This is a genomic window from Rhizobium sp. CB3171 (assembly GCF_029714265.1).
Classification (GTDB): domain Bacteria; phylum Pseudomonadota; class Alphaproteobacteria; order Rhizobiales; family Rhizobiaceae; genus Rhizobium.
In genome coordinates this window covers 2,076,397-2,100,950 of sequence record NZ_CP121652.1, presented here as the reverse complement: position 1 = coordinate 2,100,950, position 24,554 = coordinate 2,076,397, and the positions used below count along the sequence as shown (strand labels likewise).

Below are 24,554 nucleotides of genomic sequence, written 5' to 3'. Positions count from 1 at the left end.
GATTTTTTGTTTTGCCGTTCAGCGGGCTGGCCGCTGCAAACGCCGAGCTGGCCGCTATCCAGGCGCGCGCCCGAACCTAGCCACTGAGTACGAAATAGTCAGAGCGTCGATAGGACTTAGCCTAGCCATTGGTATGGCTTCGTCTAACCAAATGCAGTGCGCGGACAAACACTGCGCAGAATTGGCCGGCTCATCTCGAATTGGTACCTCTTGGTTATTGGGAACCTGACAACTAGAAGGTGAACGATCATGGACGTATATGAGGCGGTCAAGAGTCGACGGGCGGTGCGCAAGTTCACCGACCGGGATATCCCGAAGGCGGTGCTGGAGCGTGTGCTGCTTGCCGCGGCTTGGGCTCCTTCCGGATCGAACATCCAGCCATGGAACACCTACGTAATGACCGGAGAGCCGCTTGCCGAGCTCAAGAAGCGCGCGGGGAAACGCGTGGCGGCAGGCGACCCCTGGGACGAGCGGGAATACGAAATGTACCCGCACACACTGAAGTCTCCGTACCGCGAGCGTCGCTCTGCCTTCGGCCATGAACGCTACCATGCGCTCGGCATTGCGGACGGCGACTGGGAGGCAAGTCAGAGAGCTGCTTCCGCAAATTGGAATTGTTTCGGCGCGCCCGCCGCCCTGTTCTGCTATATCGACCGCGACTTGGGTGTACCCCAATGGGCCGATGTCGGCATGTACCTTCAGACCGTCATGCTGCTGCTGCGCGGCGAGGGGTTGCACAGTTGCACCCAAATGGCGTGGTCGGTGTACCGCAAGACCGTCGCGGAGATCCTGTCACCGCGCGAAGGGCTCATCCTGTTCTGCGGCATGTCGATTGGGTACGAGGACGTCACTGAGCCTTACGCCCGCACCGGCCGGGCGCCGCTCGATGAAACCGTCACGTTCGTCGATTCGACTTCGCAACGATGGGCGCAAACAGTGCGAGACGATGCATTGCTGGGTGTATGAAACGATGCCCGCACTCTGCGAAGGCTTTTGCCCGAAGCATTCGAAGTCGAAACGAAATCATGCCAACGCGCATCTACGCTTCAACAACCAAGGGGATTACGACGATGAAGTCAATTTTTCTAGGACTATTTGTGTCGGCTACGGTTTGCCTCCTCGGCACGATGTCGGCTGCGGCTGACAACACTGCACACGTCACATCGCTCATGAAAAAGGACCTTCCAAATTATCCTGGCAAGGAGGGGCTGATGATATCAGTCGAATACGGGCCAGGAGGTTCCGATCCTATTCACAAACATGACGCAAATGCATTCGTCTATGTTCTGGAGGGCTCGATCGTGATGCAGGTCAAGGGGGAAAAAGAAGTCACCCTGTCGCCTGGCGAGACCTTCTATGAAGGTCCGTCCGACATTCACGTGGTCAGCCGCAACGCAAGCAAGACCAAACCCGCAAAATTCATCGTTGTGCTGCTCAAGAACAAGGATGCTCCGACTGTCATACCCGTGAAATGACATCGGGTACCAGAGAGAAGCTCCAATGCCACCTTATTGTGCTGAGGAGTTGGCGTGAGGCGACCATTGATGATGGTCGCCTTCGTATTCTGGGTGCCGGACGGAGGCTACGGCGCGTCGACCGGCTACCCGGCATGATCCAATTAGACATCGTCGCCGATGAAGCCGCCGGATTGGTGTGCCCACAATGCGGCATAGATGCCGTTTTGCGCGAGCAGATCGTCGTGGCTACCGTCTTCGACGATCCGCCCTTCATCGAGGACGACGATGCGATCCATGCGGGCGATGGTCGACAGGCGGTGGGCGATCGCGATGACAGTTTTGCCATCCATGACACCATAGAGCGTATCCTGGATGGCGGCCTCCACCTCCGAGTCGAGAGCCGACGTCGCCTCGTCGAGCACCAGGATCGGCGCGTCTTTCAGGATGGCGCGGGCAAGCGCGATGCGTTGCCTCTGTCCGCCCGATAGCTGGACGCCGCGCTCGCCGACATGGGCGTCGTAGCCGGTGCGGCCTTCGCGATCCCGGAGAGTTGCGATGAAGCCGCTTGCGGCCGCCTTGTCCGCCGCTGTTGCAATCGCGCTGTCGGAGAAGCGGGGGTCGCCATGGGCGATGTTGTCGCGAACCGAGCGGTGGAGCAGGGCAGCGTCCTGGGTCACCATTCCGATTTGTCTGCGCAGGCTCTCCTGGGCGATCCCGCGGATATTCTGTCCGTCGATTTCGATGGAGCCTGCTTCCGGATCGAAGAACCGCAGAAGCAAGTTGACGAGCGTCGACTTGCCGGTGCCTGAGCGGCCGACAAGGCCGACCTTTTCGCCGGGTTCGATCTGCAGTGAAACGCCGTTCAGACCGCCATTGCCCTTGCCGTAATGATGCGTCACGGAGTTGAAGGTGATGGCGCCGCCGCTGACCATGAGCTGGCGAGCATCGGGTTCATCCGTAATGGCGAGCGGTTGCGCCATGGTCAGCAGCGATTGCCGCATGGCGCCGAGATGGCCGAACAGGGACGAGACGGCGTCGAGCATCCATTCCGCCATGCCAGTGATGCGGAAGCTCAAGGCGAGCGAAGCAGCAATCAGGCCGAGCGGCGCGCTGCCGGCCTGCCAAAGGATGACGGCATAGCCGACCAGGCCGACGATAAGAAAGCTGCCCAGGAACAGCATGCTCGAATTCACCATGACTTCGAGCTTTTGCACGCGCACAAACTTCCTGCGGGCAGCGGCGAAGCGCTCCCGCCCTTCACGGTCTTCTTCGGCCGCATTGGCAAAGAGCTTTATGACATCGATATTGGCGTAGGTATCGACCAGCATGCCCGTCAGGGAGGCATAGGCGCCTTGAAACTCCTCGGACGCCCGGCGGAGCCGCGGTATGACAAATGCCATCAGACCCAGGTAGCAGCAGATCCAGACGAGCAACGGCCAGATGAGACGCAGATCGATCGAAGCCATGAGCCATAGCGAGCCGGCGACATAGATCGTGACGAACGACAGCGTATGCAGCACCGCATAAGCCGCTCCGGTCGCAGAGTTGCCGATGTCGCGCACCTGGCTGGCGATGCGTCCGGAAAAGTCCTGGCGGAACCAGCCGACGGATTGCCGCAGGACATGGCGATGTGCCCGCCAGCGGAACAGGGTCTCAGCATTCGGCCGAAACGCGATGTCGTCGAGGCTTTCCCTGACATAGCCGGCGAACGGCCGCCCGATCAGCACAAGGGCGGCGGCGGCCAGCAATTCGGTGCCGTGGGACGCCCAAAGTTGATCCGGGCGAGCGGCCGCGAGAATGTCCACGAGCTGGCTGGTATAGCCGATGAGCCAGATCTCGATCGCCGCACCGATGACGGTCAGGGCAAGGCTCATTGCCATGACGAAGCGGAACGGGCGCAGGTTGCTTTTAAGATACCGCCATGAATCCGACGGCGGGTTCAGATCATCATAATACTGGAATGGATCGACGAGCTTTTCAAAGCGACGAAACATGAGTGCCCTCCAGGGGCGGGAGACAACAATTTGATGGATGGGCCGAATAAGCAGCCCTTCACGGCACTGCTTTTCAGCGGTGGTTTCCTGTGCCGTGAGTTCTCATCAAACGCTCTCCTTTGAAGTCGCTTGGCGGTTCTATAACGCATGATGGTGCTGATGTCAGCAGAAATGGCGGAGAAATCCATACGGGCGCCTCTCCGTGAAACTCGCGAAGCAGTTGACCCGCTATTGTCCATTAAGCTGAATTTCGGGGAGGCTGAGTGACGTGATATTTTAGACGACCGGCAATCCTATCGGGGGGAAGTCATGCCACGTCTTGCCAATCTCTATTTCAAGACAGCCATCATCTTTCTGATCATCGGAATTGGAATAGGCCTGAAAATGGCAATCACCGAGGATCACAGCGTCATCGGCGCTCATGCGCATGCCAACCTTCTCGGCTGGGTGACCATGGCGCTCTTCGGCGGCTACCACGCACTGAACCCGCAAAAGGCGGAAAGACGGCTGGCGATGATCCAATATTACATCTACACGGCCGGCGTCGCAGTCCTTGTGCCGGCACTGTATCTCATGCTTCTCGGCAATATGGCGATGGAGCCGATCGTTGCAGCAGCGTCGATCGTGATCTTCATTGGCGTTCTGTTGTTCGCCTTCATCATCTTTTCAAGCGAGCAAGCCACCAGGACGATTTCGCCGGCGCCGTCTCGCTGATCTTGCGAACGAGAGACGGCAGGGGAAATCAGCGCCGCCGTCTCTTCGCCGTCAGGATTTTTGCCCGGAAAGTTCCTCGCGCCGCTTCAACAGGCGTTCGAGCTCCTCTTCCTGTTCGGCAATGCGCTCCGATGCGAGCTCCTCGTCCGCTGCGCCGGAATATGCGGCGGCCTGTTCGATCAACTCGCGAAGATTTTCTCTTATTGCCGCGATGCGCTCGTCAATCTCCGGGATGGTCAGCAGAATGTCGGACATGATCGATCTCCAGAATGCGCCCCATCGGACGAAGCCTCCGGGTACGATTGGCGGATGGATTGTATTCCCGGCTGAACGGAAGTCGCAAGCAGCGCCAGCGGATCAGCTCAAATTTCCGACGATACCCGGTCAGCGATCTGGTCGAGCATCGCGTCGGAGGAGGGGCCTACGACGGCATAAGCGGTACCGCTGCGATGCCAGGATACGATGCTCACGTCATCCTTGATGGTCTCGTCAAAATTGCCGTCGCCGGCGACGCCTTCATCCTTCATGAAACAGATGGCGACGACATCGCCGTCGAGGTCTTTATAGATCAACTGGCCGACCGGTTTGCCGTTGGCAATGAACATGCGTGCGCCTTGGAAGACCAACCCGTCGGCGGCAAGATCTGGTATATTGAATTTCACGCCCACAGTGCCCGTTAGCCATTTGCTGATCTCGTCGACCTCGGTTGCCTGTACTTCGACGATATGGCGGGGTTGATGCGCATAGATGCGGTGATAGGCGGCGATATCGTCGAGCCATGTGCGGTTCGGCGCTGGTGAGGCCGGGGCCGCAGCGGGTGCGCCGGACGGCTGCATGCCGACGAGATAGCCGATGCCGCCGCCGACCACGAAGAGGATAAGGGCGGCAGCGAGCGCCTGGCGACCGGTCGGAGCAAGCTTCAGGGATGGCCGGGAAAGGCGAGGGGCGGGCTCACGCGCCTTCGGTGCCTGCGCGCTTTTGATGGAGCGTACCAGCGCCAGCGGCACCGGCTCCTTCAGCACCTCGTCAAAAGCCTTGCGGCCGACATCGGAACCGTGCTTCAGCTCATCGAAAATCCGCCGCGCTTCCGGATCGGAGGCGATGAGCCGTTCCAGCTCCTCCTTCTCCTCGCGACTCGTCTCGCCGTCCATAAAGGCGGACAGGCGAGTTTCGAGTGGCATTTTTTTCATATCCTGCAATGCTAAAACCTTCGCGGCGAGCGGCTGTGACCTTGAGTAGCGAGGCGAAGGCGGGCACCGGAAAGCCGGGACGCTACCGTCGACACGGAAATGCCAAGAATGTCGGCCGTCTGCTTGTAGCTATGCCCTTCGACATCGACGAGCAGGAAGACACTGGCAAGTCCTTCGGGCAAAGATGTGACCATCTGATGCGCTTCGCTTGCTTCGACCGGATTGGCGCGCATGCCCGGCGCTGCCAGTTCGCCTTGTTCCAGCGCGCCACCCTTGGTGGCAGACCGCAGCCGATGGCGTCGGGCCTCATCCACCCATTGATGGCGGGCCATGGTGTAGAGCCAGCTTTCGAGCCGGCCGTCATTGTTCCACAGATGGAATTTCGCAATGCCGCGTTGGCAAACGCTCTGCACGAGTTCGTCGGCGTCGGTCAGATCGCCGGCCAGTGTCAAGGCGAAGCGCCGGAGCTTCGGCAGAAGGCCGACCAGATCTCGTCTGATGTCGATGGCGGCTACCGGCGTAGGCATTGTCTTTCCACGGAGACGTTGGGGGTTGGAGAGCTGCAGGCGTCATCCGGCAAAAGACGGCTTTTCTTTCGAAAAAAGCTAACTGAGCCGAAGGATCGTTCTGTGTTGGTATGAACCATTTTCGTGCCGTTTCGCAAGTCTTCAAAAAGTGGTTGTGCGCTTCATCTCCACTTCTCACGCGATCTTGAGGAATGGAGTGCGCGCACCTCTCAATAGCTGATTTGACCATTCAGCGATTGCAGCAGCGAGCGATAGGCCCAGGTGTTCTCACCGCCGCGATCGCGGATTTCAACAAGTTGCACGCGCGCCGCCTGAACATCGCCCTGCTCGAGCAGCGCCTGGCCCATGTAGGAGCGCGCGAGGATGTAATTCTCATCGCGCTGCAGGGCCTTGCGATAATACGTCATGCCGAGCTCCATGCGGCCGGCCTTGCGGTTGGAATAACCGAGATAGTTGAGAATGCGGGGATCGTCCTGGTTCTTGGCAAGCTTCAGGACGGTGATGGCGTTGTCATACTGGCCGGCATAGGCGAACTCGCGTGCTGCCTGGAAAAGCTGATCGTCGTTAAAACCGCTTTTCTGCGGTTTCACGCATTCCTTTTTATCCTTGTCCCAGACTTTGCCATCCGTGCATTTGGTCGTGGTTTTGGTCTTCGGCGGCGGTGCTGTCTCGTCGCTCTCTGAGCCGGCGGCGAGGGCCTGCAGGCTGGCGCCAAACAGAAATCCCACGGCAAGCGCGGTCACGGCGGAACTCTTCATCGCTACACCAAAGCCCATCATATCCCTCCCGAAATTCGATGAGAGAATTGTAGCTCCGGATATTCGAAAACGCCACCGAAACGACAAAGTGGCATTCACAAAATGCCACAGATTATCACGCCAGGATATTGACGCCTTGGTCCTCTACATCGTCACCCCGGCCATTGAGACTGAAGCGCTCGGCCTTGAGCTCCCAGGCGCCAGGATGGCCATCAATGGTGAAGAGATTGTAGGCAGCGGCCGGCTTCAGCCCGCCGGGACCTTGCGAGGCCGATGCAATACCGACGACCGGCACCGGGCCGGTGTGCCCCCTCAGCCAATGCAGCGTGTTGAGATGCGTGTGGCCATGCAGGACCAGTTCGGCGCCGCCTGTCGAGACGACGGCGGCAAAACGGCGTATGCCGATCATGCGCTTATAGAAGCTGGTGGCGCCGCGGATCGGCGGGTGGTGGATCATCACCACGCGAAAAAGGCCGGCCTCGCCGGCGGCGCGCAGCATATTCACCGTTTCGCGCGCCTGCCGGGCCGAATAGAAGCCGCTGGCCGCAAAGGGAGGCGTTGCCACTGCCGTCGAGCAGCCGATCAACGCGACACGGTCGCGAATACGCAAATAGGGGAAAATGCGCCGGTCTTCCTGCCATTCGGCAGGCGCATGGTCGCCCTGGACATAAGGATACCAGGCGCGCATGGCCTTTTCGTAGGAGCCGGGCACATAGGCATCGTGGTTGCCGGGCACGACGGAGGTGAAGGCAGGATCACCAAGCGTCTTCAGCCATTCCGCGGCGGTGCGGATCTCGATGCCGCTGGCGAGATTGACGAGATCGCCGGTCACGGCAAGATGATCGGCCTGCTTCGACTTGATGTCCTCGAGCAGAAGATCGAGCGTCCCGCCAAAAAGATGCTTGCGCCGGTTCCGGTGCCAGTTCACAAATCCGGTAATGCGTTTGGAGGCCAGTTCTCTGATCGAAAGCCGTGGCAAGGGGCCCAGGTGAACGTCGGAAATATGCGCGAGCTTGAACATGAGATGAGACATAGCTCAGTCTATTGTCAAAACAAATACATCGGTTTTTCGGTGGTGGATCACAACGCCGGAGCCGGGGCATGAAGGACAGCAATGCTCCCGACGAAGCCCGCAATTGGCGGGCCAAGCTGTTCGGCAGAATGCTGCACAGCTATTTCGTGCTCACCCGCAGCATGACCATGGGCGTGCGTGCGGCCTGTTTCGACAGGGAGGGACGGATTTTCCTGGTGCGGCATTCCTATGTCGCCGGCTGGCACATGCCGGGCGGCGGTGTCGAGCGCCACGAGACAGTGGAGCAGGCGCTGGCGAAGGAATTGCGGGAAGAGGGCAATCTGGTGATATCGGGCCGGCCCCAGCTGTTCCACGTCTATTTCAACAACCACATCAGCAAGCGCGATCACGTCGTCTTCTACCGTGTAGAGGTCGAGCAGACCGTGCCGCGCAAGCCGAATCTCGAGATCGTCGAAAGCGGCTTCTTCTCGCTCGACGCCTTGCCGCCGGGGACGACCAAGGCAACCTATCGGCGGCTGAAGGAGCTGGAGGGCGACGCGCCGCCCTCGAACTATTGGTAGCCTTGCCTCAAGCTGCCTTTGCCAGCCGTTCGCGAGCATGCGGGCGGTCGAGATCGAGGTCGGGACCTACGGGGACGATTCCGGTGGGGTTGATCGCCCTGTGGCTGCGATAATAGTGGGTCTTGATGTGCGCAAGATTGGTCGTCTCGGCGACGCCGGGGACCTGGTAGAGGTCACGCAGATAGCCCGAGAGATTGCGATAATCCTCGATGCGGCGGATATTGCATTTGAAGTGGCCGACATAGACGGCGTCGAAGCGGGCGAGCGTGGTGAATAGCCGCCAGTCGGCCTCGGTCGGCCGGTCGCCGAAGAGGTAGCGGCTTCCTTCTAAGCGCTTGTCGAGCATGTCGAGGGTTTCGAACAGGCGTCGGACATTTTCCTCATAGGCTTCCTGCGTAGTGGCGAAACCAGATTTGTAGACGCCGTTGTTGACCGTGTCGTAGACGATATCGTTCAAAGCATCGATGTCGCTGCGAAGATCCATCGGATAGAAATCACTCTTCGAGCCCGTCAATCCATCGAAGGCGCTGTTGAACATGCGGATGATTTCGGCTGATTCGTTGTTGACGATCGTGCCGGTCTGCTTGTCCCAAAGGACGGGAACGGTAACACGGCCGGAATAATGCGGATCGGCCTTGACGTAGACTTCCCAGAGCGTCTTTGCGCCGAAGAGGTGATCGACAGTACCACCATCCGGGCCTTTGAACTCCCAGCCATTTTCCAGCATCAGCGGATCGACGATGGAAACAGAGATCAGGTTTTCGAGCTTCTTCAGCTTGCGGAAGATCAAGGTGCGGTGCGCCCATGGGCAGGCGAGCGACACATAGAGATGATAGCGGCCGGCCTCGGCCTTGAAGCCGCCCGTGCCGCTCGGACCGGGCGCGCCATCTGCGGTAACCCAGTTGCGAAACTGCGAAGCTGCGCGCTTGAAATGACCCTTCGTTTCCTTCGTGTCGTACCAGATGTCATGCCAGACGCCGTCAACCAACATGCCCATTTACTCTATCCTTTCGGAGATCCTGTCGAAGAACTTGATCCGGAAGATACGGTATGGCCGCGGAATTTCGAGACGGCAAACGATGAACAGTGCGTTACAGACATGATGCGGAGAGTGCGAAGCGGCTTTCGGATAAGATCATGCGTCAATATCCAGGCGCTCGCATTTTGCATTGGACGAGGCGGGCATTTCCTGCTATCGGGCTTGTCACACTTTGAGGACCACTTGCCATGGAAGCAATCAGAAGCCTGCGACGACGCCGATGATCCCGAACGCTCGACAAGCGTTTTCGAGAACCATCCCGTATGTCCATCTGGTTTCTTTGGTCTAATGCACAAGCACGAACTGGTCTACCTCACTGAGGACGCGTCGCATGACGCTGTCATCGAACACATCAACGAAGAAGCATTCGGCCCCGGCCGGTTCACCCGCGCCGCAGCGCGGATTCGCGAGCAGGGGCCGCATGACCGCTCGCTCTCCTTCATCTGCGCCGATGACGGCGAGACGATCGCTTCTGTCCGGATGACGCCGGTGCTGGCCGGTTCGGTCAAGGGGCATCTGCTCGGACCGCTCGCCGTCCGGCCCTCGCACAAGAACCAGGGTATCGGCCGCGAACTCGTGCGGATCGCCGTCGAAGCCGCCAAACGCAAGGGGTCGGAAGCCGTGATCCTGGTGGGCGATCCGCCCTATTACGGTCCGCTCGGCTTCGAGAAGGTCGCTTACAATGCGCTCGCCTTTCCGGGGCCGGTCGATCCCAACCGGGTTCTCGTCGTGCCGATCGCCGCCGATACGCATGCGCGACTGGCGGGCACGATCGCCTGGCGTGAGGCGGATATCCCGGTTGCTGTCTCCGATGAGATGGATGACGACGAAGATTTGCCGCTGACGGCAATCGCGGTTTAAGCTTCTACAAAAACAAAGCCTACCGCCTCGTTTCCATCAGCGGGGCGATAGCTTTTTCTGCAAAAAGTAACGGCTGCGGCCGATAGGAAATTCCGGCAGTTCGCCGAAGATGGTGTAGCCCTGCCGCTGATAAGCCCGTAGCGCTTGCGGATTGAAGGTGTCGATCCAGGCGCCTTGGCACCCGCGGGCGATCGCCTCCGTCTCCGCTGCTTCCAGCAGCTTTCCCGCCATGCCTTGACCGCGCAGCGTTTCCGGCACGAACAGCCAGGCCGTGAACAGCCAGCCCCAGGCCGTATAGCCCGAGATGCCGCCTATGGTCTTGCCGCTTTCGTCGCGGATCAGGACGGCGAGCGCGCGGCGCCTGGAAGGGCCGACATCGGCGGCGTTGAAGGCCGTCAATCCTTCGCCGATTGCCGCAAGTTCGCTTTCTGACGGAGTATCGGTCACATCGAGTTGCGGCATCTATATTCACCGTCCTTCGCGCCACCACATGGCGGAGAAGGCGAAGAGGAGGGCGGAAAGACCAGCGAAGCCCGCAAAGAGCGGCAGGTTATTGACGCCCTTCAAGACGGTTTCATCGGTCATGCGGATGGTCAGGCGTTGGTTATCGGCGATGCGAACGGCGCCGCGCACCGGCAGAATCGGCGGCACCGTGACGCCGCCTCCGGTGCTCGCAACCCGAGCGACAAGCCCCTTGGTCTTTTCCGCCAAGGGCTTCAACGTTTCCGTGGTCGAGATCATCGCCTTGAATTCCGGCGCATCGACAGCGCCGACATGCACCAGCGTCGAGAGATTGCCGCTGGTGATTTGGTAAAGGCCGATTTCGTCCATGTGCTTCTGGGCCTGGTAAAGACCCGGCTGTGCCTGTTTCAACTGCAGGGTCTGCGTCTTGCCGGAGGGTGCTTTGACGGTGACGGGGCCGGGATCGTCGCCGATCGTCTGGCGGGTAACTTCCAGCACGCGGCCGGCGGCGCTTGCCGTCAGGGCCTCTTCCTCCAGGGCCGGTTCCTTCAGCAGCCAATGGGCGATGCGGCGATAGAGCGACACATGCGGTCCGCCACCTTCGTAGCCGCGGGCCCAGAGCCAGCCTTCATCGGAGAGCAGCATGGCGACGCGGCCCTGGCCGACGCGGTTCAGAACCAGCAGCGGGTGGTTGTCGGCGCCGACCATCACGGTCTGGCCCTGTGGCTTCTCGACATCGACGCTGCGGAACCAGCGTCCCCAATGCGGCGGCTCGGTGTCCGATCCATCCAGACCGCGCGTGACCGGATGCTTGCGGCCCTGTTCCGACAGGCGCGGATAGAAGGGCTTCTCGATCATCTGACCGGTCGGCTCGGCTGGGAGCACGGAGGACAGCGGTGTGAGCGCGATCGAATTGCCGGCTGCGTGCTCGGGGCCAGCAGCAACCAGCAACGCGCCGCCGTTTTCGACATATTGGGCCATGTAGTCGTAATAGATCGTCGGCAGGACGTTGGGGCGGTCCTGGTAACGGTCGAAGATGATCAGGTCGAAAGAGGTGATCTTGTCGACGAAGAGTTCGCGCGTCGGGAAAGCAATCAGCGACAACTCGTTGATCGGCGTGCCATCCTGCTTATCCGGCGGACGCAGGATGGTGAAATGGACGAGGTCGACGGAGGCATCCGACTTCAGAAGATTGCGCCAGGCGCGCTCGCCGGCATGCGGTTCGCCGGAGACGAGCAGCACGCGCATGTTCTGGCGGATGCCCTCGATCAGTTGAACGGTGCGGTTGTTGATGGGCGTCACTTCGCCCGGCACTTCGGCGACGGCGAATTCCAGCACACTGTTACCGGCGCGCGGCACCTTGAAGCTGAAGGGTGTGTCCTGGCCGGGCGTCGCCTGCAGCGTGGCGATCTCGTCGCCGTTCATTCTCACGGTGACGGCCGCGGTGCCGCCGGGGCTCTTGCCATCATCGACGACACGCAGCACGAGCTGCTGCTCGTCGTTGACGATGCCGAAGCGAGGCGCGCGCACCACCTCTATGCGCCGATCGAACTCATCCGGCTTGCCGGTGATCAGCCCGTGGATCGGCGCGTCGAAGCCGAGTGCCTGATTGACGCCGGGGATATCGTGGATCTGACCGTCGGTCAGGAAAATAGCGCCGCCCACGCGTGCGGGTGGCACATCGGCGATCGCCGAGGACAGCGCCGCGAAGAGCCGTGTTGAAGGTGACTCGGATTCGGCCGGTTCACGCACCTCGACAATACGAGGCTCGATGCGCGGGAATTGCGCCAGCCGGTCTTTCAGTGCCTCCAGAGCATCGTCGGTCATCTTGATGCGTTCCGGCGTTTCCTGGCTCGGACTGCGGTCCACGATGACGGGGACGATGGTGGAGAGCTGGTCGCGATCCTCCTGCATCAGCACGGGATTGGCAAGGGCGGCCAGCAAGGCGAATGCCGCCAGCGCACGGATCCAACTGCCGCGCATGCGCCGGTAGATCGCGAGTGCGGCGATGCCAAGCGTCAGCACCGCAAGGGCGGCGAGAACGGGCCAGGGCAGGAAAGGGGCGAAACCAATATTCATCTTACTGCCCCAACCGTTCCAAAATGTCCGGGATGTGCACCTGATCAGACTTATAGTTGCCGGTCAGCATGTACATCATGATGTTGACGCCGGTGCGGTAGGCATATTCGCGCTGTGTCTCGTCCGGCGGCACGGTCGGCAGCAATGGAATGCCGTTGTCGTCGGTCGCCCAGGCGCCGGCAAAGTCGTTGCCGGTGATCATGATCGGGGTCACTCCGTCCGAGGAGGAGACCGCATTGCCGTCGCCGCGCGTATCCTGCCGCGCCTCGATCCAGAGCGGGCTGTCGGCATAGCGGCCGGGAAAGCTGGACAGCAGATAGAAGGATTTGGTGAGCACGTGACCTGCGGGCACCGGCTCCAGCGCCGGAATGTCGAGATTGGCGAGGATCGCCTGCAGCCGCTGGCCATTCGGGCTCGGCGTCGTGTTGTCGCCCATCGTGTCGATGGCGTCGCGCGTGTCGAAAAGCACGGTGCCGCCATTGCGCATATAGGCGTCGATACGGTTGATGGCATCGTTGGACGGCATCGGCGCGGTGGCGGAAATCGGCCAATAGATGATGGGATAGAAGGCGAGCTCGTCCTTGGCGAGATCCAGGCCGACAGGCGGTCCCGGCTCCAGAGTCGTGCGGTAGGTGAGGAAATCGGAGAGGCCGGCAAGTCCGCGCTCGGATGTATGATCGACGTCGGATTCGCCGGTGACGACATAGGCAAGATGGGTCTTGTCGAGCCGCGAATAGATGGTCTCGTCGCCGGGTTTGGAATCGTCGGCCCAGGAATTCGTTGGATGCAGGAAGGCGGCGGCCGAGATTGCCAGCAACAGCACGGCGGCACCGCCGGCGATCGTCTTCGGTGATTTCCGAAGGCGCGGGAAGGCACCGTTCATGAAGAGCACGATGAGGCTGTCAGCCAGAAGCACCAGGAAAGCGATGGTGAAGAGGATCGGCTTGGCCGACCAAGCCTCGCCGCCGATCAGCCCCTCGCGCGCCACGGATACGCTCGCGCCGGAGGCATTCAGCGGCCGGAGTTCTGCGCCGTCGGGTAGGACGTTGAGCGCGGTAAAGCCTTCCTCCGAACCGTAGAGGCCGGGCGGGTTGTCGAAGTTGGCAGCGATTGCGCCTTTGTTGTTCGGATCGAGCGGGCGGGCGTTGCCGGTCTCGCTGGTCAGAACGCCCTTGGCGGTCAGCAGCCGGAATGGCGGCAGGGCTTCGCTGGTCTTCGGCGCGCTTTCGGTCGAGGTGACGCCGCCGGAGCGCGAAAGCTGCACGATACGACGCAGCATCTCGACAAAATCACCTGAGATCGGCAGATCGGACCATTGCGGTTCAGCGCTGACATGGAAGAGGACGACGCGACCGGCCTGCATCTGCTTTTCGGTCACCAGCGGTGTTCCGTCGGCGAGGCTTGCCCAGGTGCGTTCGGCAAGATCGGGTGTCGGCTCGGCCAGCACCTGCCGCTTGATGAGGACGTTGGTCGGCTTCGGCATGCCGGCGAAGGGGCCGAAGGAGGGAAAGTCGGCAAGGGGCTGCGGTTCGGCCCAGGAGAGTGCGCCGCCGAAGGTGCGTTCGCCCTGGCGCAACGTCACCGGCACCAGCGGGTCCTCGGCGGGAGCGGCGGCAAGGCGCGGTCCGGCGAAGCGCACCAGCGTGCCGCCATTCTGGATCCATCGCTGCAATGGCGCGTAGCTTTCCTGCGGCAGGCGGCCGACATCGGCCATGATCATGACGGAGGGATTGCCGGCAAGCAGCTCGGGGATCGATTTTGCCACATCCGCGCTATTCGGCTGGATCAGATCGGCGTAGGGCTGCAGGGCGCGCTGGATGTAATAAAGCGGCGACAGGATCGGCTGGAATTCGTCGGCGGTCTGCCCGGACAGCAGCGCCACGTGGCGGCGCTTGAAACCATCGTCGAGCAGATGCACGGCGCCGGCGCTTGCGTGGCGGTCGATACTAATACGGGCAAAATCATTGCGCATTTCGAAGGGGGCGGCGATGGTGCCTGTTGCGACCGTCTGGCCACCGGCGAAATTCAGCGAACCGGCCGCGATCGGCCGTCCCTGATTGTCGAGTGCGCTGAGCCCCAGCCGGAGCGGGCTGCTGCCGTTCAGCCGCGTTGCCGTGACAGTCATGTTGTCGGCGGCGTTGGTGGCGCCGGTGATGGCCAGCACTTCGCTGCCATCGCCTTCGATCAGGCGCAATTCGCTGGGCTCCAGGGCGGCGAGCTGGTTGACAATATCGTCCTTGTTCTTGCTTTCGGTGCCGTCGGAAAGGAAGGCGATCGTGCCCGGCTTGGTGCCGTTCAAAGCAGCCTTGATCGCCTGGGCGACGCGTTGGCGATCCGGCACCAGCGGCCTTGCATTGGCCGCGTGCAGCTTGTCACGGGCGGCGGTGGCAGCGCCAGGCGTCGTGTCGTTGCTCTTGTCTGCGGTGAAGGCGATGGAGACGGGGATGCCCTTGGCGTCGGCGTCGTCGATCAACGCGTCGGCCGTCTGCACACGGCGCTCCCAGTCGGCAGCGCTCGCCCAGCTATTGTCGATGACCAATACCAACGGTCCGTCGCTCGACAGCGTATTGGTGCGCGGATTGAACATCGGATTGGCGATGGCGAGGATGACCAGAGTGGCAAGCACCATACGCAGCAGGGTCAACCACCAGGGGCTGCGCGCCGGCGTTTCCTCGCGCTTCAGGATCGTTGCCAGAATACGCAGCGGCGGAAAGACTTCCGCTCTTGGATGCGGCGGTGTCAGGCGCAGCAGCCACCAGATCGCCGGAAGCAGGATCAATGCGCCAAGGATAGCCGGGGAGGCGAAAGCGAAGGAGAGCGCGCTCATGGCTGCCCCCCAAGCGTCGCCTTGGCGGGCATGCCGGAGAGATACATATGCACGGCGACCAGCGCTTCCGATGTCAGCCGGTCGGTGCGGTGGCTGACGAAAGTCCAACCGAGATGGCGCAGTGATTGGCCGAGATTTTCGCGGCGAGCGAGATAGGCGCGCTGGTAATCTTCCCGCAGGTTTTCCGCCCGGCCCGCCACTAGCTTCGTGCCGTTTTCCGGGTCGGTGAATTCGGTGCGGCCGCTATAGGGGAAGACCTCTTCGGCCGGGTCGGCGACCTCGACCACATGGCCGCGCAATCCGCGGCGAGCCAGAGGCCCGATCCGGCCCATGACGGTGTCGGCATCGTCCAGAAAATCGCCGATCAGGACGATATCGCTCCAGCCACGGATCATGCTGGTCTGCGGCAGACCGCCTTCGAGCGGGGTGTGCATCAGGGCCGCTGCCAGGCGCTCGGCGGCGTTGCGGGTCGCAACCGGCTCCATGATGCCGGGGCAGCCGATGCGTTCGCCGGACCGGGAAAGAATTTCCGCCAGCGCGAGCATGAGGACGAGCGCGCGGCCTTCCTTCGAAACATGGCCGTAGGTCGATTTATACATCATGGAAGGCGAGAGATCGGCCCAGAGCCAGATCGTGTGAGCGGCCTCCCATTCATGATCGCGGATATAGGTATGATCGTCGCGGGCCGAGCGGCGCCAGTCGATACGAGACAGGCTCTCGCCTTCGGTATAGGGGCGGAACTGCCAGAAATTTTCGCCGATGCCGCGCTTGCGCCGGCCATGCCAGCCGGCAATCACGGTATTGGCGATGCGCTTGGCTTCGACAAGGCAATCCGGCACGAGGGCAGCACGGCTGCGGGCTCGGGAGAGGGCATCATTGCCTGGGGTCGGGCTGACGATCTGTCCGATGGATGCCACGCGCTATACTCTCCTCGACACCCTGGTTACGATCTCGACCGCTTGACCAGCCCTGCAATCACATCCCGCACCGACATGCCTTCCGCACGGGCGGCGAAGGTCAGAGCCATGCGATGTTCCAGCACAGGCTCGGCCAGGGCCTGCACGTCGTCGAGCGACGGCGCAAGCCGGCCTTCATACAGCGCGCGGGCGCGGGCGCAGAGCATCATTGCCTGGCCGGCGCGCGGGCCAGGGCCCCAGGCGACGTGCTTGTCAGTCGTTTCATTGCCTTGGCCGGGGCGCGCGGAACGCACCAGCGACAGAATGGCGTCGACGACGCCGTCGCTGACCGGCATCTGGCGGATCAATTTCTGGATTTCCATCAGGCGCGTGGCATCGATCACGGCACGCGGCGTCGCTTCGCTGAGGCCGGTGGTTTCCAGCAGGATCTTGCGTTCGTCGGCAAGCTCCGGATAATCGACATCGACCTGCAGCAGGAAGCGGTCGAGCTGTGCTTCCGGCAGCGGATAGGTGCCTTCCTGCTCCAGCGGGTTCTGGGTTGCGAGAACGTGGAACGGCGCAGGCAAATCGTAACGCTGCCCGGCGATGGTGACATGATACTCCTGCATCGACTGCAGCAGCGCCGATTGCGTGCGCGGCGAAGCGCGATTGATCTCGTCAGCCATCAGCAATTGCGCGAAAACCGGGCCCTTGACGAAGCGGAAGGAGCGGCGGCCGGTCTCATCCTGGTCCATGACTTCCGAACCGAGAATATCCGATGGCATCAGGTCCGGCGTAAACTGGACGCGATTGGCGGCAAGGCCGAGAACGGCACCGAGCGTGGTCACCAGCTTGGTCTTGGCGAGGCCCGGCACGCCGACGAGCAGCGCATGGCCGCCGGCCAGCACGGCAAGCAGCGTATTCTCCACAACGCTCTCCTGGCCGAAGATGACCTTGGAGACCTCGGCACGGATGGAGGCGATATCTTTCAGCGCCTGTTCGGCGGATGCAATGATGGCCTGGTCGTCGAGGCTCGTTTCGGTCGATTTGATCATGCCCATTTGCATCTCCAACGGCAGAAAAACGGTACGCGCGATTCGCAGACCTTACACATTTGCCCCATAATCAATAGAACCTATCGTTATGAAGACGGCTGACAAGCGCGTTTCGAATGACTATCTCGTGAGAGAGGGCCGTATTCGTAACTAAGCACAAACCGGGACGGAAGAATGGCAACCGAGGAAATCAGAGGGGCGAGCGATGCGGCAAGTTTGGCTGCGCTGATTTCGCGCGCGGCCGGCGATGCCGGCGCACGCAAGAAGAGCCTGCCGCCCGTCGATCGCTGGGAGCCCCCGTTTTGCGGCGATATCGACATGGAAATCCGTGGCGACGGCACCTGGTTCTATATGGGAACGCCGATCGGCCGTGCACCGCTGGTCCGGCTGTTTTCAACGGTGCTGCGCAAGGATGCGGATGAAAAGACCTATCTCGTCACGCCGGTGGAAAAGGTCGGTATCCGCGTCGTCGATGCGCCGTTCATCGCTGTCGAAATGAGCGTGACCGAGCGCGAAGGCAAGCGGGTACTGACATTTCGAACCAATGTCGGCGACGTTGTCGAGGCGGGCAGGGAACATCCGATCCGTTTCGTCATCCGTGGCGAGAATGACGAGTTGAAACCCTATCTTCACGTCCGCGGGCGGCTGGAGGCGCTGGTGACGCGCGCGGTGATGTATGATCTCGTCGAACTCGGCGAGACCGTTGTGATCGCCGGGCGCGAGATGTTCTGCGTGCGCTCGGGCGGTACGATCTTCCCGGTCATGCCGGTTGCCGAACTGGATGCCTTAACGCGATGAGCGAATTTCCGCTTTATTCCGCCGCCGAATTCCGGCGCCGCGCGCTCAATCAGAGCGGCGGTCCGGTCGAGCTTGCCTGGCGCGACCATGGCGACCACGCGCTCAATCCGGATACTACCTTGCAAGTCGAAGGCCTGAAGCTGCGCGACGCTGCGGTGCTGGTGCCCGTGGTGGACGATGGCGACGACGCCAGTGTCATCTTCACGCTGCGCACCTCGACATTGCGCAAGCATTCCGGCCAGATCGCCTTTCCCGGTGGTACTATCGATCCGGAGGATGCGTCGCCGGAAATGGCAGCGGTTCGTGAGGCAGGTGAAGAGATCGGATTGGCGGACGTCTTCATCGAGCCCGTGGCTCGATTGCCGCATTATCTGGCTGCGACCGGTTTCCGCATCACGCCAATCCTCGCCGTGGTCAAGCCTGGCTTCGAACTGGCGCTCAATCCCACAGAGGTGGAGGATGCTTTCGAAGTCCCGCTCTCCTTCCTTATGAATCCCGGCCATCACGTGACCGACAGCATGGTTTGGCAGGGGATGGAGCGGCATTTCTATCGCATGCCCTATGGTCCGCGCATGATCTGGGGCATTACCGCCGGCATTGTCCGCACGCTTTACGAAAGGCTTTATTCATGACCTCCATTGCCGGCGAGGCCTGGTTCCAGGACGGAGCGCTGCAGCGGGTGCTGGCGTTGTTGAACGGCGATGGCGGCGAGGGGCGTGTCGTCGGCGGGGCAGTGCGCAACAGCCTGCTCGGGCTGCCTGTTGCCGATATCGATATCGCCACGACTCTGCTGCCCGAGGCTGTCGTCGAGAGGGCCGTTGCCGCCGGCATCAAGGCAGTGCCGACGGGCATCGCACATGGGACTGTGACGCTGGTCGTCGATGGAAAGCCTTTCGAAACCACGACCTTGCGGCGCGATATTGAAACCGACGGCCGGCGTGCCCTGGTGGCATTCAGCGATGATTGGCAGGCCGACGCCGAGCGGCGCGATCTCACGATCAACGCGCTCTATGCTTCGGCCGATGGCGAAGTCGTCGATATGGTCGGCGGGCTCGCCGATCTGGAGCGCCGCAATATCCGCTTCATCGGTGATGCGGCGACGCGGATTGCCGAGGATCATTTGCGGATCCTACGTTTCTTCCGCTTTTTCGCGCATTACGGCAGTGGAAGACCGGATGCGGGCGGACTTCGCGCCTGCGCGGCCGCGCGGTCGAAGATCGCGACGCTTTCTGCCGAGCGTGTCTGGTCGGAGATGAAAAAGCTGCTTGCGGCCAAGGATCCAGGCCGAGCGCTGCTCTGGATGCGGCAGGTCGGAGTTTTGACCGAGGTGCTGCCGGAGACCGAGAAGTGGGGCATCGACGCCATTCCCGCACTCGTCGCCACGGAACAGGCACTCGGCTGGGCGCTCGATCCGCTGCTGCGGTTGGCAGCCATCGTGCCGCCGGATGCCGCGCGGCTGGCAAAGCTTGGCGAACGACTGCGGCTGTCGAAGGCGGAAGCGGCCTATTTGCAGGACTGGGCGAATGCGCCCGGCATCAAGGACGATGTATCCGAAGCGGCCTTCGATCGCCTGCTCTACCGCCACGATGCATCCGGCATTGCCACCCGGCTGAAGCTGGCGCTTGCAGTTGCACGGGGCAAGGCGGAAGGCGATTTCGGGGAGATGGCGCGCGCCGCACGGCTCGGCAAGTTGCTGGAGCGGACGGCCCGGTGGAAGAAGCCGGTCTTTCCGGTCAATGGCGGGGATGCGCTGGCCGCAGGCGTGAGCGCAGGGCCTCGGGTCGGCGAGATCCTGGGTAAACTTGAGCAACAATGGCTCGACGGCAATTTCGCCATGAACCGGGCGGCTCTTCTCGCCCGGCTCAAGGAATTGACCGAGTCCTGATGTCTGTTGATCAGGCGGCGCTCGCCTCGTCGCGAATGCGGGCCTTGATGTTGTCGACCATATTTTCGCGGATGATCGTCTCGCCATGGGCGTTGCGCATGTGCTCGACAGCGCGGCGAACCACTTCGGCATCGTCATTGGCGCGCGTGTGCCAGTCACAGCCAGGTACAAGTGTACCACATTCGAACAGTCGCATATCTGCCTCCTGATATTTTGACGCCATGAAAGACTTCCAGCCGAACGGCGGCTTGAAGGTCAAAACGCAAAAGGTGGGGAAAGGTTTCGGACGTCCGGCAGGGCCTCCACCCTGCCGGACGATTACTTCCCGGATATCAATCCGGCATGGCCCAGGATTTGAAGCAATCCGAAGATTGATACTTCGGAACGGGCGCTTGCTTTGCTGGGCGGTCGGATACGATGCGTGCCACATCGCTTGGCGACTTGCCAGCCAACTGCATTCTGACCTGCTCGATGAAGCAGGAGAGTGGCAGATCCGACCCGCTTCTAACCCTCATGTCCTCAGCCAGCCGGACGACGAAATCCGGCGTATCGACTGTGCGCGAAAGCTTTTGTTCCTTCGCGGCTTCTGCCACTTGATTCTGTACTGCCATTACAACCTCCTCCGATTGAAACGAGCATTACCTAACCTCGGTACTCCTCCGAACTAATTCAAGATTTTTCTGATTTAGCATTTGCCATTCTATGGCCAGCGCACGACGGGTGGCAAGGACGATAAGATCGACTCCACGTTGCCTCCTGTCTTTAGCCCGAATATTGTACCCCTATCGTAAAGTAAATTGAACTCCACATAGCGCCCGCGACGAATTAATTGTTCGTCACGATCTTCTTCGGACCACACGTCATTGAAATTCGAGCGCACGATCCGTGGGTAGACCATGGAAAATGCGCGCCCGACATCCCGCGTGAAGGCGAAATCCGCGTCCCAACCGCCTGCCTCCTCCCCAGAGTGCAGCCAGTCAAAGAAAATGCCGCCGATGCCGCGCGGTTCATTGCGATGCTTCAAATAGAAGTAATCGTCGCACCAAGTCTTGTATCGCGGGTAGTCTGCAACCGTATGACGGTCGCAAACAATCTGCATGGCGCGATGGAAGAGGACGCTGTCGGGGTCTTCCTGTGTGCGCCGCCGGTTGAGCACGGGCGTCAGGTCGGCGCCGCCGCCAAACCAATGGCTGGTCGTCACCACCATGCGCGTGTTCATGTGCACGGTCGGTACGTTCGGGTTGACGGGGTGGGCGATCAGCGACAGGCCGGAGGCCCAGAAGCGCGGATCTTCCTCTGCACCCGGAATCTGGCTGCGGAAATCGGGCGAGAATTCGCCATAGACGGTGGACGTATGAATGCCGACCTTTTCGAAGACGCGGCCCTCCATGATCGACATACGTCCGCCGCCGCCTTCGCCGTTCTCTCTCAGCCAGTCCTTGGCGACGAAACGCCCCGGCTCCTGGTCCGAGAGGGGGCCGGCAAGCTCGTCCTCCAACTGTTCGAATTGCGCGCAGATCGCGTCCCGCAGGCTTTCAAACCAGCCCTTGGCCGCTTCTTTCTTGTCTTCGATGTCTTCGGGTAGTCCTTTGGGAAGTTCCGGTCGTTCCATGTATGCTCTCCGGCGGGGCGGGCCGCCAGGAGCCCGCGATTCACGTAATGTCGATTCCCGGTCTGAATATCAGCATCATCGCATCGTCACCAGCGCGCTGGGCTCGCCGGAGAATCGACTCGCAAATTGCCAAATGCGGTATTATCTTCCCTCTCAAAGGCGAGGTTTCACGATGAAAATACCCGGACCGCCGCCCCTTGACGGGTTGAGACGCAGGATTTCACGTTATCGGCAGGAAAAGCCTACCGGCGGAAAAGGTGATTTTGTCCGCGAGACTTTTTGTCTCAGTCGCCCGGAAGCGCGGGCCAAGGCCCGCGAGTGGTTCGATGAATTTCCGAAAGCCGCCTATTGGACCGAAGTCGAAAGCTGGCGGCAGGTGGAAGGCGATCGCATCGAATTCACCATGCGGCGCCTCCCGTCAGCCGATTGATATCAGGCAGTCGAACGCTGGCAATTGATCATCCACGGCACGCCGAACTTGTCGACCAGCATGCCGAAACGCTCCGCCCAGAAGGTTTCATCGATCGGCATGGTAACCGTGCCGCCCTCCTGCAAAGCCGCAAACAGCTTCTCCGCTTCTTCCGGCCTGTCGATTTGAACGGAGACCGAGAAACCGTATTTCCTGCCGGTTTCACCTGGCCTGCCGTCCGAAGCCATCAAGACAGCGTCGCCGACCGTCAGCCGCGCATGCATGACTTTATCGCGCCAGTGCTCCGGCGTTTGGCTCGCCACATTCGGATGGCTGTAGTCCATGACGGTGAGCTCGCCGCCAAGGCATCGATGGTAGAATTCGAGAGCTTGCCGGCAATCGCCGTCAAAGATCAGATAGGCATCCAGACGCATGACGTTTCCTCCATGTGTCATTTGCGAATGTTCTACAGCATAGGCTTCTAAAGTGGCGATAATGCAATGACGAGAAATTTTCTGTATTGTTGAACGAAATCAAAGCATAAGGGACGGATTTTTCTTCCGTTTTCGATCTTCGCGTTCGCCGCAACCGGCTACTGCGTATTTCGCAACCGGCTCTCGATCAGCAGCCCGCTCTCATCCAGGATCGGATGCGCTACCGAGACGATGTGGGCATTGATGCGCTTCAGGTCGCGCAGCATGTCGAGATGCAGCGAGCTGGTCTGCAGGCTGTCAACGCGGCCGTCGCGCAGGCGTTCGAGATGCCGCTCGGAGGATTGTTTCTCCAGCCGGCGGACGTCGACCTTCACCTCCATGAGCTGGCGGGCGAGGTTGAAATCGCGGGTGACGAAGATCGTCTGGGCGATACGCAGGTTATCGATCGTCAGGTTGAGGAGGCTCTGCAGCTCCTGATAGCCATCGCCAGAGAAGGTCAGGCCCTTGCCAATCTTCTTGGCAACCTGTTCGGCGAGACCCTTCTCGATGATGTCGCCGATATGTTCGAGGTTGATGGCATAGTCGATAATGACGATCGAGCGGCGGCCGTTTTCGTCGTCCAATCCCTCGCGCCCGAGCTTGGAGAGGTAGATCTTTACCTCTTGCTGGATCCGGTCGACGCGCTTCTCCAGAACCGCGATTTCCTTCAGCGGAGCAAGATCGTTGTTGTTGAGCGCGTTTTCCGTCCGGATCAGCATGCGCTCGATGAGGTCGCCGACACCCAGAACCTCGCGCGTTGCGCTGGCGAGCGCGATGACCGGCGTGTTCAGGGCGTGCTGATCGAGAAATTTCGGGCCGTCGTCGGCTCGCGGATCGTCGGCCACAATCCGCCGCATCATCTTCGACAAGAAGGACGAGAAAGGCCAGGCGCAGATCGCGAGGGCGATGTTGAAGAGCAGGTGAATGTCGACCGGTAGCTTGGCAGGCGAAAAATGCAGGGCCTGCATCCACGCGCCGATATAGCCAGCAAAGGGCAAGACGATGAGGCAGCCGATGGTGCGCACGATCAGATTGCCGAGCGTCACCCGCCGCGCAGTGGCGGGGCCGGAGAGGGTAGCAATGACCGGTGGAACCGCGCCGCCGAGATTGGCGCCGAGTACGAGCGCGACGGTCAGGGCTGGGGAGAGAATGCCGGTCGAAGCGAGAGACAGGATCAGCACGACCACGGCAAGACTAGACGACGAGAGGAAGGCGAGCACGGCCGAAAAGATCAATGCCACGGGCAGAGCGCCGTCCAGCAGGCCGATAAAGGCGCCAAGCGCCGGCGATTGCCGCATCGGTGCCGTGGCGAGGCTCAGCAATTGCAGCGACAGAAGCATCAAGCCGATGCCGATCAGTGCCGCACCCGCGCCCTGTTTGGTGGTGGACGAGCGGCGATAAAGCACGATGCCGATGAGAATGATCAGCGGCGATAGCCATTCGATGCCGGTCGCGACGATCCAGGCCGTCACCGCGGTACCGACATTGGCGCCGAGCAGCACGATCTGCGCCATGCTCGGCAAGACGAGTTCGCGCTCAACGAAAGAGGCAATCATCAGCGCCGTTGCGGTCGAGCTCTGCAGCGCGACCGTTGCCACGAAGCCGGCGGTGAAGGAACGAAGCCCGCCGCGCGTGCTGCTGGCAAGGCCGGTTCTGAGCTTGGCGCCAAAGGCGCGTGAAACACCATCCTTCACCTGTGCGAGGCCGAACAGCAGCAAAGCAACGGCCCCGAACAAATTGATCATCACGACGGTGGATTCCATTTCGCCTTTTTAATGTCTTTCTCATGCCGTCATGTTTTCAATGATCGTCGGAAGTCGGACGGAAGCTACTGAAAAGGCATGAATTTCAGTGCTTGGGAACGACTGGTGAGCAGCAGCAATTTTGCTCGCCGGCTAATGATTATATGTCTCCGGTGGCTCGCG

The 24,554-nt window shown here is 61.0% G+C and carries 26 protein-coding genes; 9 read left to right on the top strand and 17 right to left on the bottom strand.

Annotated features, from left to right (window positions below):
* Window positions 1-249: 249 nt before the first annotated feature.
* Window positions 250-966, top strand: a complete 717-nt coding sequence (locus QA648_RS10315; RefSeq protein WP_104823778.1) for a nitroreductase — start codon at window positions 250-252, stop codon at window positions 964-966.
* A gap of 104 nt (window positions 967-1,070) precedes the next feature.
* Complete coding sequence (locus tag QA648_RS10310) at window positions 1,071-1,475, top strand: cupin domain-containing protein (RefSeq protein ID WP_283051295.1); 405 nt, start codon at window positions 1,071-1,073, stop codon at window positions 1,473-1,475.
* Between the two features lie 143 nt (window positions 1,476-1,618).
* Here QA648_RS10310 and QA648_RS10305 read toward each other — a convergent pair whose 3' ends face one another.
* A complete protein-coding gene (locus tag QA648_RS10305; RefSeq protein ID WP_283046691.1) occupies window positions 1,619-3,451 on the bottom strand; it encodes an ABC transporter ATP-binding protein in 1,833 nt (610 codons plus the stop codon).
* A gap of 309 nt (window positions 3,452-3,760) precedes the next feature.
* Between QA648_RS10305 and QA648_RS10300 the strand changes: the two genes are divergently transcribed.
* Entirely contained in the window at window positions 3,761-4,165 is a 405-nt protein-coding gene (locus QA648_RS10300) for a hypothetical protein (protein WP_283046689.1), read from the top strand.
* A 51-nt stretch (window positions 4,166-4,216) separates the two neighbouring features.
* On the opposite strand, the gene QA648_RS10295 is transcribed toward QA648_RS10300, so the two are convergent.
* The 5 genes from QA648_RS10295 to QA648_RS10275 all read right to left on the bottom strand — a co-directional run bounded on the left by QA648_RS10295 (window position 4,217) and on the right by QA648_RS10275 (window position 7,673).
* Complete coding sequence (locus QA648_RS10295; RefSeq protein ID WP_104823775.1) at window positions 4,217-4,420, bottom strand: hypothetical protein; 204 nt, start codon at window positions 4,418-4,420, stop codon at window positions 4,217-4,219.
* A gap of 107 nt (window positions 4,421-4,527) precedes the next feature.
* Window positions 4,528-5,346, bottom strand: a complete 819-nt coding sequence (locus QA648_RS10290) for an anti-sigma factor (protein ID WP_283046687.1) — start codon at window positions 5,344-5,346, stop codon at window positions 4,528-4,530.
* 20 nt (window positions 5,347-5,366) lie between these two features.
* Window positions 5,367-5,882, bottom strand: a complete 516-nt coding sequence (locus QA648_RS10285) for an RNA polymerase sigma factor (RefSeq protein ID WP_104823773.1) — start codon at window positions 5,880-5,882, stop codon at window positions 5,367-5,369.
* A gap of 209 nt (window positions 5,883-6,091) precedes the next feature.
* Window positions 6,092-6,640 carry a hypothetical protein gene (locus tag QA648_RS10280; protein ID WP_245463987.1) on the bottom strand — a complete coding sequence of 183 codons (549 nt, stop codon included), beginning with the start codon at window positions 6,638-6,640 and terminating at the stop codon, window positions 6,092-6,094.
* Between the two features lie 115 nt (window positions 6,641-6,755).
* Complete coding sequence (locus QA648_RS10275) at window positions 6,756-7,673, bottom strand: metallophosphoesterase (protein WP_283046684.1); 918 nt, start codon at window positions 7,671-7,673, stop codon at window positions 6,756-6,758.
* Between the two features lie 68 nt (window positions 7,674-7,741).
* Between QA648_RS10275 and QA648_RS10270 the strand changes: the two genes are divergently transcribed.
* The gene (locus QA648_RS10270) at window positions 7,742-8,233 is read left to right on the top strand and encodes an NUDIX domain-containing protein (protein ID WP_104823771.1); all 492 of its coding nucleotides are present in this window, start codon (window positions 7,742-7,744) and stop codon (window positions 8,231-8,233) included.
* A 7-nt stretch (window positions 8,234-8,240) separates the two neighbouring features.
* Here the strand turns inward: QA648_RS10270 and QA648_RS10265 are convergent, their stop codons facing one another.
* Window positions 8,241-9,230, bottom strand: a complete 990-nt coding sequence (locus tag QA648_RS10265; protein WP_283046681.1) for a glutathione S-transferase family protein — start codon at window positions 9,228-9,230, stop codon at window positions 8,241-8,243.
* 330 nt (window positions 9,231-9,560) lie between these two features.
* On the opposite strand from QA648_RS10265, the gene QA648_RS10260 reads away from it, so the two are divergent.
* Window positions 9,561-10,133: an N-acetyltransferase gene (locus QA648_RS10260; RefSeq protein WP_104825158.1), complete on the top strand. Its 573-nt coding sequence runs from the start codon at window positions 9,561-9,563 to the stop codon at window positions 10,131-10,133.
* A gap of 36 nt (window positions 10,134-10,169) precedes the next feature.
* Here QA648_RS10260 and QA648_RS10255 read toward each other — a convergent pair whose 3' ends face one another.
* The 5 genes from QA648_RS10255 to QA648_RS10235 are packed head-to-tail and all read right to left on the bottom strand — an operon-like array spanning window position 10,170 to window position 17,458.
* A complete protein-coding gene (locus QA648_RS10255) occupies window positions 10,170-10,595 on the bottom strand; it encodes a GNAT family N-acetyltransferase (protein ID WP_104823769.1) in 426 nt (141 codons plus the stop codon).
* Window positions 10,596-10,601: 6 nt separating this feature from the next.
* Window positions 10,602-12,674 carry a hypothetical protein gene (locus QA648_RS10250; RefSeq protein ID WP_283046676.1) on the bottom strand — a complete coding sequence of 691 codons (2,073 nt, stop codon included), beginning with the start codon at window positions 12,672-12,674 and terminating at the stop codon, window positions 10,602-10,604.
* A gap of 1 nt (window position 12,675) precedes the next feature.
* The gene (locus tag QA648_RS10245) at window positions 12,676-15,501 is read right to left on the bottom strand and encodes a DUF4159 domain-containing protein (protein WP_283046674.1); all 2,826 of its coding nucleotides are present in this window, start codon (window positions 15,499-15,501) and stop codon (window positions 12,676-12,678) included.
* Window positions 15,498-16,418, bottom strand: coding sequence for a DUF58 domain-containing protein (locus tag QA648_RS10240; RefSeq protein ID WP_104823766.1), 921 nt, complete (start codon window positions 16,416-16,418; stop codon window positions 15,498-15,500). The genes QA648_RS10245 and QA648_RS10240 overlap by 4 nt, the downstream gene beginning before the upstream one ends.
* 26 nt (window positions 16,419-16,444) lie before the next feature.
* On the bottom strand, window positions 16,445-17,458 hold the full coding sequence (locus tag QA648_RS10235) for a MoxR family ATPase (protein ID WP_283046672.1): 1,014 nt from the start codon (window positions 17,456-17,458) through the stop codon (window positions 16,445-16,447).
* Window positions 17,459-17,626: 168 nt separating this feature from the next.
* On the opposite strand from QA648_RS10235, the gene QA648_RS10230 reads away from it, so the two are divergent.
* Genes QA648_RS10230 through QA648_RS10220 form a run of 3 tightly spaced genes read left to right on the top strand, consistent with a single transcriptional unit; the run spans window position 17,627 to window position 20,135 of the window.
* Window positions 17,627-18,250 carry a DUF1285 domain-containing protein gene (locus QA648_RS10230; RefSeq protein ID WP_104823764.1) on the top strand — a complete coding sequence of 208 codons (624 nt, stop codon included), beginning with the start codon at window positions 17,627-17,629 and terminating at the stop codon, window positions 18,248-18,250.
* Window positions 18,247-18,882, top strand: coding sequence for a CoA pyrophosphatase (locus tag QA648_RS10225; RefSeq protein WP_104823763.1), 636 nt, complete (start codon window positions 18,247-18,249; stop codon window positions 18,880-18,882). Before QA648_RS10230 ends, QA648_RS10225 begins: the two co-directional genes overlap by 4 nt.
* Entirely contained in the window at window positions 18,879-20,135 is a 1,257-nt protein-coding gene (locus QA648_RS10220; protein WP_283046669.1) for a CCA tRNA nucleotidyltransferase, read from the top strand. Before QA648_RS10225 ends, QA648_RS10220 begins: the two co-directional genes overlap by 4 nt.
* A gap of 10 nt (window positions 20,136-20,145) precedes the next feature.
* On the opposite strand, the gene QA648_RS10215 is transcribed toward QA648_RS10220, so the two are convergent.
* The 3 genes from QA648_RS10215 to hemF form a co-directional block, all read right to left on the bottom strand.
* Window positions 20,146-20,331: a DUF1059 domain-containing protein gene (locus QA648_RS10215; RefSeq protein ID WP_104825157.1), complete on the bottom strand. Its 186-nt coding sequence runs from the start codon at window positions 20,329-20,331 to the stop codon at window positions 20,146-20,148.
* A gap of 136 nt (window positions 20,332-20,467) precedes the next feature.
* Entirely contained in the window at window positions 20,468-20,746 is a 279-nt protein-coding gene (locus QA648_RS10210; RefSeq protein ID WP_104823761.1) for a hypothetical protein, read from the bottom strand.
* A gap of 89 nt (window positions 20,747-20,835) precedes the next feature.
* A complete protein-coding gene (gene hemF / locus QA648_RS10205) occupies window positions 20,836-21,747 on the bottom strand; it encodes an oxygen-dependent coproporphyrinogen oxidase (RefSeq protein WP_283046667.1) in 912 nt (303 codons plus the stop codon).
* 172 nt (window positions 21,748-21,919) lie between these two features.
* Here hemF and QA648_RS10200 point away from each other — a divergent pair, with 172 nt between their 5' ends.
* Window positions 21,920-22,177, top strand: coding sequence for a hypothetical protein (locus QA648_RS10200; protein WP_104823759.1), 258 nt, complete (start codon window positions 21,920-21,922; stop codon window positions 22,175-22,177).
* 2 nt (window positions 22,178-22,179) lie between these two features.
* Here the strand turns inward: QA648_RS10200 and QA648_RS10195 are convergent, their stop codons facing one another.
* Window positions 22,180-22,590, bottom strand: coding sequence for a VOC family protein (locus QA648_RS10195; protein WP_283046664.1), 411 nt, complete (start codon window positions 22,588-22,590; stop codon window positions 22,180-22,182).
* 158 nt (window positions 22,591-22,748) lie between these two features.
* Complete coding sequence (locus QA648_RS10190; protein ID WP_260303071.1) at window positions 22,749-24,392, bottom strand: Na/Pi cotransporter family protein; 1,644 nt, start codon at window positions 24,390-24,392, stop codon at window positions 22,749-22,751.
* Window positions 24,393-24,554 lie beyond the last annotated feature (162 nt).

Bases quoted from the DNA above. Each gene is read 5' to 3' on its own strand.
- QA648_RS10315 (WP_104823778.1), top strand. From the start codon at position 250: ATGGACGTATATGAGGCGGTCAAGAGTCGACGGGCGGTGCGCAAGTTC.
- QA648_RS10310 (WP_283051295.1), top strand. From the start codon at position 1,071: ATGAAGTCAATTTTTCTAGGACTATTTGTGTCGGCTACGGTTTGCCTC.
- QA648_RS10305 (WP_283046691.1), bottom strand. From the start codon at position 3,451: ATGTTTCGTCGCTTTGAAAAGCTCGTCGATCCATTCCAGTATTATGAT.
- QA648_RS10300 (WP_283046689.1), top strand. From the start codon at position 3,761: ATGCCACGTCTTGCCAATCTCTATTTCAAGACAGCCATCATCTTTCTG.
- QA648_RS10295 (WP_104823775.1), bottom strand. From the start codon at position 4,420: ATGTCCGACATTCTGCTGACCATCCCGGAGATTGACGAGCGCATCGCG.
- QA648_RS10290 (WP_283046687.1), bottom strand. From the start codon at position 5,346: ATGCCACTCGAAACTCGCCTGTCCGCCTTTATGGACGGCGAGACGAGT.
- QA648_RS10285 (WP_104823773.1), bottom strand. From the start codon at position 5,882: ATGCCTACGCCGGTAGCCGCCATCGACATCAGACGAGATCTGGTCGGC.
- QA648_RS10280 (WP_245463987.1), bottom strand. From the start codon at position 6,640: ATGAAGAGTTCCGCCGTGACCGCGCTTGCCGTGGGATTTCTGTTTGGC.
- QA648_RS10275 (WP_283046684.1), bottom strand. From the start codon at position 7,673: ATGTCTCATCTCATGTTCAAGCTCGCGCATATTTCCGACGTTCACCTG.
- QA648_RS10270 (WP_104823771.1), top strand. From the start codon at position 7,742: ATGAAGGACAGCAATGCTCCCGACGAAGCCCGCAATTGGCGGGCCAAG.
- QA648_RS10265 (WP_283046681.1), bottom strand. From the start codon at position 9,230: ATGGGCATGTTGGTTGACGGCGTCTGGCATGACATCTGGTACGACACG.
- QA648_RS10260 (WP_104825158.1), top strand. From the start codon at position 9,561: ATGCACAAGCACGAACTGGTCTACCTCACTGAGGACGCGTCGCATGAC.
- QA648_RS10255 (WP_104823769.1), bottom strand. From the start codon at position 10,595: ATGCCGCAACTCGATGTGACCGATACTCCGTCAGAAAGCGAACTTGCG.
- QA648_RS10250 (WP_283046676.1), bottom strand. From the start codon at position 12,674: ATGAATATTGGTTTCGCCCCTTTCCTGCCCTGGCCCGTTCTCGCCGCC.
- QA648_RS10245 (WP_283046674.1), bottom strand. From the start codon at position 15,501: ATGAGCGCGCTCTCCTTCGCTTTCGCCTCCCCGGCTATCCTTGGCGCA.
- QA648_RS10235 (WP_283046672.1), bottom strand. From the start codon at position 17,458: ATGGGCATGATCAAATCGACCGAAACGAGCCTCGACGACCAGGCCATC.
- QA648_RS10230 (WP_104823764.1), top strand. From the start codon at position 17,627: ATGGCAACCGAGGAAATCAGAGGGGCGAGCGATGCGGCAAGTTTGGCT.
- QA648_RS10225 (WP_104823763.1), top strand. From the start codon at position 18,247: ATGAGCGAATTTCCGCTTTATTCCGCCGCCGAATTCCGGCGCCGCGCG.
- QA648_RS10220 (WP_283046669.1), top strand. From the start codon at position 18,879: ATGACCTCCATTGCCGGCGAGGCCTGGTTCCAGGACGGAGCGCTGCAG.
- QA648_RS10215 (WP_104825157.1), bottom strand. From the start codon at position 20,331: ATGCGACTGTTCGAATGTGGTACACTTGTACCTGGCTGTGACTGGCAC.
- QA648_RS10210 (WP_104823761.1), bottom strand. From the start codon at position 20,746: ATGGCAGTACAGAATCAAGTGGCAGAAGCCGCGAAGGAACAAAAGCTT.
- hemF (WP_283046667.1), bottom strand. From the start codon at position 21,747: ATGGAACGACCGGAACTTCCCAAAGGACTACCCGAAGACATCGAAGAC.
- QA648_RS10200 (WP_104823759.1), top strand. From the start codon at position 21,920: ATGAAAATACCCGGACCGCCGCCCCTTGACGGGTTGAGACGCAGGATT.
- QA648_RS10195 (WP_283046664.1), bottom strand. From the start codon at position 22,590: ATGCGTCTGGATGCCTATCTGATCTTTGACGGCGATTGCCGGCAAGCT.
- QA648_RS10190 (WP_260303071.1), bottom strand. From the start codon at position 24,392: ATGGAATCCACCGTCGTGATGATCAATTTGTTCGGGGCCGTTGCTTTG.